Annotated in this window: 8 protein-coding genes; 4 read left to right on the plus strand and 4 right to left on the minus strand. The window is 60.2% G+C overall.

Going from position 1 to position 9,329, the window contains the following annotated elements; genetic code table 11:
• Positions 1–340: 340 nt before the first annotated feature.
• Positions 341–1,375: a HEAT repeat domain-containing protein gene (locus ACTHLF_RS21255; RefSeq protein WP_440330232.1), complete on the plus strand. Its 1,035-nt coding sequence runs from the start codon at positions 341–343 to the stop codon at positions 1,373–1,375.
• Positions 1,372–1,884, plus strand: a complete 513-nt coding sequence (locus tag ACTHLF_RS21260; RefSeq protein ID WP_440330234.1) for a YcxB family protein — start codon at positions 1,372–1,374, stop codon at positions 1,882–1,884. The genes ACTHLF_RS21255 and ACTHLF_RS21260 overlap by 4 nt, the downstream gene beginning before the upstream one ends.
• A gap of 322 nt (positions 1,885–2,206) precedes the next feature.
• On the opposite strand, the gene ACTHLF_RS21265 is transcribed toward ACTHLF_RS21260, so the two are convergent.
• The 4 genes from ACTHLF_RS21265 to ACTHLF_RS21280 form a co-directional block, all read right to left on the minus strand.
• Complete coding sequence (locus tag ACTHLF_RS21265) at positions 2,207–2,950, minus strand: alpha/beta fold hydrolase (protein WP_440330236.1); 744 nt, start codon at positions 2,948–2,950, stop codon at positions 2,207–2,209.
• 104 nt (positions 2,951–3,054) lie between these two features.
• Complete coding sequence (locus ACTHLF_RS21270) at positions 3,055–4,746, minus strand: DUF2326 domain-containing protein (protein ID WP_440330238.1); 1,692 nt, start codon at positions 4,744–4,746, stop codon at positions 3,055–3,057.
• A 20-nt stretch (positions 4,747–4,766) separates the two neighbouring features.
• A complete protein-coding gene (locus ACTHLF_RS21275) occupies positions 4,767–4,988 on the minus strand; it encodes an ABC-three component system middle component 6 (protein WP_440330240.1) in 222 nt (73 codons plus the stop codon).
• The gene (locus ACTHLF_RS21280) at positions 4,975–5,937 is read right to left on the minus strand and encodes an ABC-three component system protein (RefSeq protein ID WP_440330241.1); all 963 of its coding nucleotides are present in this window, start codon (positions 5,935–5,937) and stop codon (positions 4,975–4,977) included. Before ACTHLF_RS21280 ends, ACTHLF_RS21275 begins: the two co-directional genes overlap by 14 nt.
• A gap of 288 nt (positions 5,938–6,225) precedes the next feature.
• Between ACTHLF_RS21280 and ACTHLF_RS21285 the strand changes: the two genes are divergently transcribed.
• Both ACTHLF_RS21285 and acpA read left to right on the plus strand, forming a co-directional pair.
• Positions 6,226–8,046 (plus strand): family 43 glycosylhydrolase, encoded by a 1,821-nt coding sequence (locus tag ACTHLF_RS21285; RefSeq protein ID WP_440330243.1) that lies wholly within the window; start codon positions 6,226–6,228, stop codon positions 8,044–8,046.
• Positions 8,047–8,069: 23 nt separating this feature from the next.
• A partial coding sequence (gene acpA, locus ACTHLF_RS21290; RefSeq protein WP_440330245.1) for an acid phosphatase occupies positions 8,070–9,329 on the plus strand: 1,260 nt, incomplete at its 3' end.

Below are 9,329 nucleotides of genomic sequence, written 5' to 3' on the forward strand. Positions count from 1 at the left end.
GATCAGGTTCAGCACTTTCGAAGCGGCGGACATGGGCAAAACCTCGGCAATAGGTGTTGGGGCGCAGGGCTTGTAGCAATCGCTATGCCAGCGGCTCCGCAGCGGAAGACCGGGCTGGATCAAGCTCCGGCATCATAGACCGGCCAAATGACATGTGCTGGATTGCACCACGACGGTGCATTTATAAGCCTCATGCACCAAATCGGCTGCGTTGCGGCATGCCTTGCGCCAATGCGCCGCGCCCACGCAAGATGCGCTCGCCGAACGGGGCGGGGGCGCCGCGGCTTTCAGGGACCGGGAGAGAGCCATGGGTGCAAAGCCCCAGCGATGGATCGCGTGCTTGCTGTTATTGGCCTGGCACGTGGCCGGTGCCCAAGCAGCACTGCCGCCGATAGAGACCGCAGCCGTACGGGATGACACACGCCCCACCACGCGCGAAGGCAAAGACCTCGTTGCAGCGCTGCATGGCGCGCCCACGGAGGGCGACCTGTTCGATCTGGCGAGCTTGGGACCCTCCGCACCCTCGGCGGCGGGAGACGCCGCCATCGCGCTGCTTGATAGTCCACGACCCGACATTCGCGCGATCGCGGCAGCCTCCCTCGGCTACGTCCGCTACCCGCCGGCACAGCAGGCACTCCAGCGTGTACTGGCCGATCCTGCCGATGCCTACGCCAGTGCCTTTGCGGCCCTGGCCTTGGGGCGCCTGGGCGACCGCGCCGCATTACCTGCGCTCCGCCGGGCCGCCAGCGGCTATTGGTATCCACCGGTTCGGGATTACGCCGCCGCCGCGATCAACCAGATCGAGCACCCGGCGCCGCTTACACCGTTCCACCGACAGGAATGGGCCCTGGGCCGCACCTTGCCTTACGACTCGCGTTGCGCGCTTACCGATCGCCCCATGGTTTTGCCGGAGCTGTCCATCGATGGTGGACGGCTATACGGCATCGACAAGGGCGAGTTCGGGGGTGGGCTGTACTTCGACGATGGTCAAGGCCATGTCAGCCAGCTAGGCGACATGAACGTGCAGGCCATCACACGGCTGGGCACCGACATCATCGCGATCTCGGGCCTGTCGCACCTGGGCTGGGTGAATGGTGCCGTGTACAAGCTCGAGCGCGGCCAGCACGGCGATTGGCACGCCACGTACTGGCGCCGCCTGCCCTGGGCGCCTTACGGGGCCGTAGCCGAGCCCGGCCAGCTCCGCATCGTCCTACCGGCAGCCGACATCCTTCTCGCCACCGATGGGAGCTTCTCGATGGCACCGTGCCCCGGTACGCGTCACGGCGAGTGGCGTGATCGCGTGGGTTCACTGAGGCCGGCCTCACCTTCCCTCTTCCCGAAGTCCAACCCGCTTCTTCTTGCAGGCGAACCATGAGCAACGCGACCGCACAAACGCCGCAAACCGACGTCCTGACCATCCATACCGTACGCACACCCGCCAGCCTCCGCCGCAGCGTGATCGGCATGTACCGCTGGGCGCCGCGCGCCTTGTTCGTCATGGCGATCGCGGTCGTCGCCGTGATCGCTTGCTCCGTGGGTACGCCGAGCCATCGCCCCCATGACTGGCTCCCGCCCATCGTCGGCATCGTCTCCGGCCTGGGCTTCATGGTGTGGATGATGACGACGACGGTACGCAGGCTTGCCGACAAGGCCCGGCGCGAAGGCTCACCGGTGTTCACGATCACCCGCGACACCGTGAAGTACACCACCACGGTCATGTCCGCCGAAGTGGCATGGCGCGCGGTACACAGCGTCTGCGTGTCACCACACACGCTGTACGTCTTCACTACGCGCTCCTGCGCGCTCTTCATTGATCGTGGCGCGCACGATGCGCGCTTCCTTGAACTGGCGCGCGCTGCAGGCGTCAGGGTGCGCGGAGCGTGACCGTGGCGAGTTCGCCACCCACCCGCGCCACGCTGGATCCCGAGGTCACAAAAGCATGGAGCGCTGCGCTCGCCGCGTACGGGAAACGCTTTGGCTGGCTCTACGTCGTGGGCGGCGTCGGGATGGTGGTTGGCCTGGCAGGCCAGTGGCTCGCGGGCAAGTGGATGCTCCTGGCCGTCATACCGGGCATGGGGGCCTTCTTCGCAGCGGCCGTAACGTCGAGAACGGCCGCGCCGAAGTGTCCCCATTGTGGCGAGTTGCCTTATCCACCCTTTCGGCGTGGGGTCGATCCCTACTCCGTCGAGTGGTGTACGCACTGCCTTTACTGGTTGCGCAAGCCCTGGTGACGTTGAACAGACTTCCTGCAGACGTTCGCTGCAATGAAGTCGCGCACATGGTCTGCGCAGGCCTGGGGATTCGACTGCAGGATGCCGTGCGGTCCATCGACTGCCTTGAGAATCGAATCCGGGCGGGTGGCGTGGATATGCTCCGTCGCCGCTTGCGGCACGAGAACATCGCGTGTCGCACGCAGGCAGAGCAGCGGAACTACCGTCAAGGCGAGCGAGGAGGAGACATCCACCGATAGCGTGGCTGCCAGGCGCCCTCGAAGCGCCGCGTTCCCAATGCCCGACACTGCCTCCATATAGGATTGCCTCAACGCTCGCGGTGCACGATTGCCGATCAGGAACGGAAGCGATGCGTGCGCCCAGGCCCGGCTCATGAACATGAGTGGGACCAGGGACGAGAGATGCCTTGCCCAAGGCCTCGGGCTACGTGCGAACGTCGCGGCAAGCACCAGGCCACGCAAGCCGGGTGGCTTCTTCGCGGCCAACAGGATAGCGAGCGGACCGGCGAATGACTCACCCAACAAGATGAAGGGCGACGGCGGAAGCAACGGTGCGACGTACTCCGCGAGCTGGTCGTATCCGGCGCCGGCCTGATCAGCGTATGGAATGATCTGTACTCGCAGATCGTCACCCAGGCACGCCCGGAATGGCTCAAAAAGCATGCCGGTACCATCCATGCCGGGGAGCAGCACGAGTGTCGGCGCATTATTGTGGCTCATAGCCACCGGCGGGCACCGTCGTGCCCTGAACTCGTGAAACCATCTGCGCCCCTCGTGTTGACGAACCGATTTTATGAATACCCCAAAATCGGTGACTGGCACCCCTAATCATACTTCTCTATGCGGAATAGCTTATCGCGCTGGGACAGCCTCGTTACGATGAACACGTCTTGATTCAATTCAGCGGGAAGCTTGTCGCGAAGCATAGATGCAACGAACTGAATACCTTCACGTTCAGCGAGCGCGGCGATCCTCGCGAGCTGATTTCCGTGCATCAACTCTCGTTTATCGTTAAGCAGAAAATGAACGCAGGGGATCATCTGATCGTCGGCGAAAATTGTGTACGCCAGATCGAAGCAAGCGATCTCGCCTTGCTTCTTTCCGGAGCTCATATTCGTGTTGAACGCAGAAAACTTGAATATCGAGGCTCCACGTCTTGCAACTCGCTCGACTTTAACAGCGAAGCTCTCCCCATAAAGCTCTTGAGATACTTCGGAAAAAATGACATTAAACCGATTGAGTTGAGACTGAATGCGCTGCTGGGCATCACGCGAGAACATGAGACTCTCGAGATTCCTGAGGCTAACTTCTATCTCATCGATGCGAGCGTTTACCGATCGTATCGATGCAATTTGGCTTTCCGCCTCTCCCTTTCTTCTACTGAGGTCATTTAGCCTTGCGTTTAGGTCAGACAAACGCTCGTATGTCATCCCATCGAGCACCGAAGACGCCAGCGACCGTTCCTCGCTTACAACGTGGGCACGCAGATTCTTCAGGCTGGAAATGCGCTCACGAATTGACGTCAGGTCGCGTTCGATATATGCGGCCTTCTGCTCAAGCATTCCATTATGGAATTCTACAAGCTGTTCGAACGACTTCTGTATCCCGTCGACGTGATCACGTGCCGACATATAGAGCTGCCGTAAGGCCGCCATATCAATCGTGACACTTGAGGTGCGAAGCTCTCTCGCCGCATCAGTGATCAGCTTCTCCTTAAGCTGAAGATGCGATATCTCTTCAGATGCCACGTGAGCCTGGACCTTAAGATCGCTGAGTATCCTCAGATCCTCATCCATGCTAGCCCTAACGCCTAGCGAGGTGACCTCGGCGTTTATTCGCGAGATCCCGGCCTCGACGACGGCAAGCGTCGCCTCGTATCCAGATAACGATTGCGTTCGCTGAAGGCGAGCCAGAAAGCTCTGTTCAATGCGTCGATCAGCAAGAAGCATCTGCTTCTGCTCTCCGTCGGCCACGTCGCAACCGAACATGAAGAGATAGAGGGACTCATACTCCTCATCCCTCGTGAATTTGTCTAGCGTCTTCAGCGTATTCGAATTCGCCGATTCACTATATCGAATATTATGGGAAATGATCTGCCTGTATGTGGGCTTCTTCCCGAGCTGGCCCGGCACCAACAGTTCCGAAACCGCCTCTTTGAAGCCCTCCTCCGTATAAGACTGACCCGACACGCGCCGAATTGCTCGCTTGCGCGATAGGAAGTTGCGTTCGATGCACACGTCTCCCGAAGGGTCGGAGGAAAGATCTTGAGTTAGGCACAGCGAGACGAGAACCTCCTTTTCAATCAAGTAGTCCTTAACAAGACGATACTCGTCCTTACCAGTTTCAGGATCGGTATAGATCTGCTTCGGGCTTCCCCCCAAGCAGAAATCGACGAGCATGAGGGCCGTCGTCTTGCCCACACTGTTACCCGTAGACTTGCCCGCACCTGTCGGCGTCTCATCAACGATTAGGTTTAGGCCCTGACGGAACTTGATTTCTCGAATCAAGCCGTCCACTGATGATATGACCAAGGCTCTTAAGAACATAGGGCTAACCAACCATCTCCATCCAACTCCACAAGATCAAGTAGAAAAAGCCAGTCCAACGAGAGCACGAAAACGGGAAAAGAAATCTCCGACTTAACGAGTCCGAATAACTCGTAAATAGAAGCGCGACGAACCTCGTACAGGTGCTGAAGTAAAAGACCGCCGCCGAAGTAGGCCGATTGCCTTGGATTAACGTCTTCAGGCAAGAGCATGAACGACCCCTGGCGGTCTATCAAAGACCTTGCAGTTCATGAAAGCGTGAACGACAAGGGCAGCAGCCGCAAACTCCGCATCCTCCATCGCTACATGACCTGCGAAACCTTCACTTTCCGAAAAGCGTCCAACGACCAAAGAAACGAGCTTTAGAAACCTCTTATCGCTCGACGCCTCGTCAGAGGTACTTGCGTAAAGGGCGAGAATCGCCAGAAAAACTGATCGACTCTTGTTGTTTCCGAGACGGTCGAACTCCGCATATATAGCATCGACCTTCGCCGTGTATGGCGCGCACTCCTGAATGATGCGCCTGGCCTCAATCAGCTTGTTATGGTCGATCTTCTCGTCGATTGCAAAGGGGAGACCGGCGCTTGCCAGGCTTGAAATGGCTTCCGCCTCTGCAAGCTTGACGATCATGGCGCCGAGTGTGCTCTGAAGTTTAGCTGTCCGTCGTTCGACAAATTCGCTCTTTATGAACTCATAGACCGGCGCCTGATCAATGGCTCGAAGCGCCACTATGCAGTTCATGATAGAGATAACGTCGTGGATGTCCTTGACCGGATCAAAGCTCAGGCCCGATACATTCTCGTAAACCTGCTTTCGCAGCTTACTCGCGTCTTTACAAATTGATATGAACTGAAATCGGTCTACTTTGTAGGCGGTATAGTCTCTCGCCAAAGCCCCTTCAATCTTGTCCTTTGTAGCAGTTGCCGATACTTGAATGGCGAGTCCTGCAGATTCATCGATTAAGTCGATACCGGGCGCGTTCTGCGACGTGGTATTCAGATTTATCAGCTTCAGACCGAAAATAAGGTTGAGCAGATGTAAATAGAAGGTCTCGCAGTGCGTGTGTAGATGAAGGACATTCAGTCGACCAAGGGTCTCGACCTGCCCAGCAAGGGCCGTCAGCTTCTCAGCACAGAATTCTGCATACATCGAACGCAACATAGGCACCTCTTCCTTGACTCGAGAAATAATACCCTATAGCTCAGACGTTTAGGCCGTGGTGGACGTACGTAACGTCTGAATCGAATGTAGGGCATGAGCCCGGAGGCGGTAGGCGGCACCCTACGTGGATGAGGGTGACCGACCCACCCGCCCGTAAGCAAACCGCCGAAGGCCGGCTCCGTCTACCTCGGCGGCCAAATGGTGACCGCAGGCGTTTGCTCGCCGGGGCGACGATGTAACGCCGCTTATACTCTCTTGATTGGGGTAGCCTTTGAGCATGAGGTATCCATGAGCCACCGTACCTTGTGCCTCACCCTTTTAATGGCGCTACCTGTGATCGCGCGCGCCACGCAGCATACGTACGCCAATCCGATCGACATCGACTACCGGTACAACTGGGAGGTGATGAACGATGGCGTTTCGTTCCGCACGGGCGCTGATCCCACGATCGTGCGGTATGGCGACGCGTATTACCTGTTCCAGACCCTTGCCGATGGCTACTGGGTATCAAAGGACCTGCTGCACTGGGACTTTGTCAGCCCCGACCACTGGCCATTCGACGGGAATGTCGCACCGGCAACCCTTGTCGCCGACGGCAAGTTATTCCTTATGCAATCGGCATTCGCGCCGAAGCCGTTGATGGTGTCGACGGAACCGGCCCACGGGAAATGGAGCTTCTGGACGCACCAGTTGCCGCCCGTGCCTGGGGCGACGCGCTACGACCCCGCCGGGAATCTCGAGGTCCGTGGACCGCTCCCCCCTGGACCGTGGGATCCCGGTCTCTTTCGCGACGACGACGGCAAGGTGTATCTCTACTGGGGCTCGTCGGATAAGTATCCGCTCTATGGTGCGCAGCTCGACATGCGCCTCGACTCGAGCGAAGGCGAGGGAAAGCGCCTTGCGTTCGTGACCCAGCCGCTTGCGCTTCTGCATCTGGATCCCGCGAACCATGGCTGGGAACGGTTTGGTCCGGACCATACGATGGGCGACAAACCGGCGTACATCGAAGGCTCGTGGATGAACAAGCACGGCGGCCGTTATTACCTGCAGTACGGTGCACCCGGGACCGAATACAACGTGTACGGCACCGGGGTATATGTCGCGACTTCGCCGATGGGTCCGTTCGCCTATGCACCTTACAACCCCGTGGGCTATAAACCGGGCGGCTTCGCCACCGGCGCCGGACACGGCTCGACGTTCGACGACGCGTACGGCAACACGTGGAACACGGGCACCACGTGGCTGGGCGTGAACCAGACCTTCGAACGACGCATCGTCATGTACCCCGCGGGCTGGCACGACGATGGCGAGATGTGGGTCGACACACGCTTCGGCGATTTTCCCCACCGCATGCCCGACCGCGCGCTTAGCGACGGCGAGACGACCTTCACCGGTTGGATGCTGCTTTCTTATCGAAAGAAGGCGACGGCTTCGTCCGCATTGCCGGAGCATGCCGCGTCGGCGCTCACCGATGAAAACCCGCGCACGTTCTGGGTCGCGAAGGAAAACCGCGCAGGCGAGAACGTGACGCTGGACCTGCAAGGCACGCCGACCGTGCGTGCCATCCAGGTGAACTATGCGGATTACCGGTCGGATCGCTACGGCGATGCACCCGACATCGTGACGCAGTTCGTGCTCGAAGGTTCCGCGGACGGCAAGCACTGGGTGACCCTTGCCGATCTTTCGTCATCCGACCGCGACCGGCCCAACGCTTACCTTGAACTCGATCACCCCGCTCGCCTTCGTTATATCCGCTACGTGCATAAGCATGTCGGCGCGAAGCACCTTGCGATCTCGGATATCCGCGTATTCGGAAACGCCGATGGCCCGGTGCCACAGGCACCCCGGGACGTTAGCGCGACGCGTGGAGCGGACACCCGCGAGGCAACGATCGCCTGGAAAGCCGTGCCGGGGGCGGTCGGTTATAACCTGCGCTGGGGCCTCGCGGCCGATCGGCTGCACTCGACCTACCAGCGTTTTGCCGATCAGCCCACATCGTTTACCCTGCGTAGTCTGAACAGGGGCGTCCGCTACGTCGTGGCGGTCGAAGCTTTCGACGAGCATGGCGTCTCCGAACTTTCTCAAACCGTGGAGCTTCCCCCTCGATAGCTCCACGCCCACGGTTCGCAGCGATGACCAAGAAGCACGATAACGATACCCCCGACACCGGCCGCCGCCGCCTCCTTGGTGGCATGGCCACCACCGGTGCGATGCTCGCGCTCGGCGGCGCGGCGGATGCGGCCACCCCTGCAGCGAAGGCCAATGCGCCCGCGCCCACCGGCGCCGCGCTGGATGCGCTGCTCGAGAAGCACATCCACAACGTCGTGGTGATCTACGCGGAGAACCGCAGCTTCAACAACCTGTTCGCGAACTTCCCCGGCCTGAAGGAACCGCTGAAGGACGTACCGCCGGAGCGCTACACCCAGCGCGACCGCGACGGCTCGGTGCTGAAGACGCTCCCGCCGATCTGGGGCGGCCTGGTGCCGCACGAGCAGACCGTGGACCACCGCACGTACAAGATCGCGGAGGACGCGATCACCGGCCTGCCCAACGCACCATGGGCACTGCACACCGGTGACGGCACGCCGCTGCCGCATGGCGTGGTCACGCGCGACCTCGTGCATGCGTTCTACAACAACCAGCTGCAGATCAACGGTGGCAAGAACGATGGCTTCGTCGCCTGGGGCGACAATGGCGCACTCACGATGGGCCATTACGCCGATACGCCGGTGCACCTCCGCCTGTGGCGCCTGGCCGAGCAGTTCACGCTGTGCGACCGCTTCTTCATGGGTGCGTTCGGCGGTTCCTTCCTCAACCACCAGTACCTCGTCGCCGCGCAGCCGCCGTTCTATCCGGATGCGGACAAGAGCCCGGCGCAGTTCGCCATCGCGGTGACCGAGAGCGGCAGCGCCACCGACTACCGCCTCAAGATGGACGAGAAGTCGCCGAAGAGCGCGATGCAGGGCAAGCCGAAGTTCGCCCACCACAACCAGCTCACGCCGGACTTCTACGCGGTCAATACGATCGGCCCGCCGTATTCGCCGGGCTTCAATGTCGATCGCAAGAATCCGTTGCTGGCGGATGCGACGAGCCCGAACACGCTCGTGCCGCAGAAGCACAAGCAGATCGGTGACATGCTCTCGGCCAGGGATGTCGACTGGGCCTGGTACGGTGGCGGCTTCCAGGCCGCGCTCGACGGGAAAGGCGATAGCGAGGACGGCACGTTCCCCTCGACGCCGAACTTCCAGCCACATCACCAGCCGCTGAACTATTTCGTTTCACTCGCACCGGGAACGGGAGCGCGCGCAAAGCACCTGCGCGATGGTGGCCTGGGCGAATCGCCGAAGACCAACAGGTTCCTGGCTGATGCGAAGGCCGGCAAGCTGCCTACC

Source organism: Luteibacter sp., assembly GCF_051958795.1.
Taxonomy (GTDB): domain Bacteria; phylum Pseudomonadota; class Gammaproteobacteria; order Xanthomonadales; family Rhodanobacteraceae; genus Luteibacter.

Coding starts and splice junctions, on each gene's coding strand:
- ACTHLF_RS21260 (WP_440330234.1), top strand. CDS start 1,372: ATGAGCAACGCGACCGCACAAACGCCGCAAACCGACGTCCTGACCATC.
- ACTHLF_RS21280 (WP_440330241.1), bottom strand. CDS start 5,937: ATGTTGCGTTCGATGTATGCAGAATTCTGTGCTGAGAAGCTGACGGCC.
- ACTHLF_RS21285 (WP_440330243.1), top strand. CDS start 6,226: ATGAGCCACCGTACCTTGTGCCTCACCCTTTTAATGGCGCTACCTGTG.
- ACTHLF_RS21265 (WP_440330236.1), bottom strand. CDS start 2,950: ATGAGCCACAATAATGCGCCGACACTCGTGCTGCTCCCCGGCATGGAT.
- ACTHLF_RS21275 (WP_440330240.1), bottom strand. CDS start 4,988: ATGCTCTTGCCTGAAGACGTTAATCCAAGGCAATCGGCCTACTTCGGC.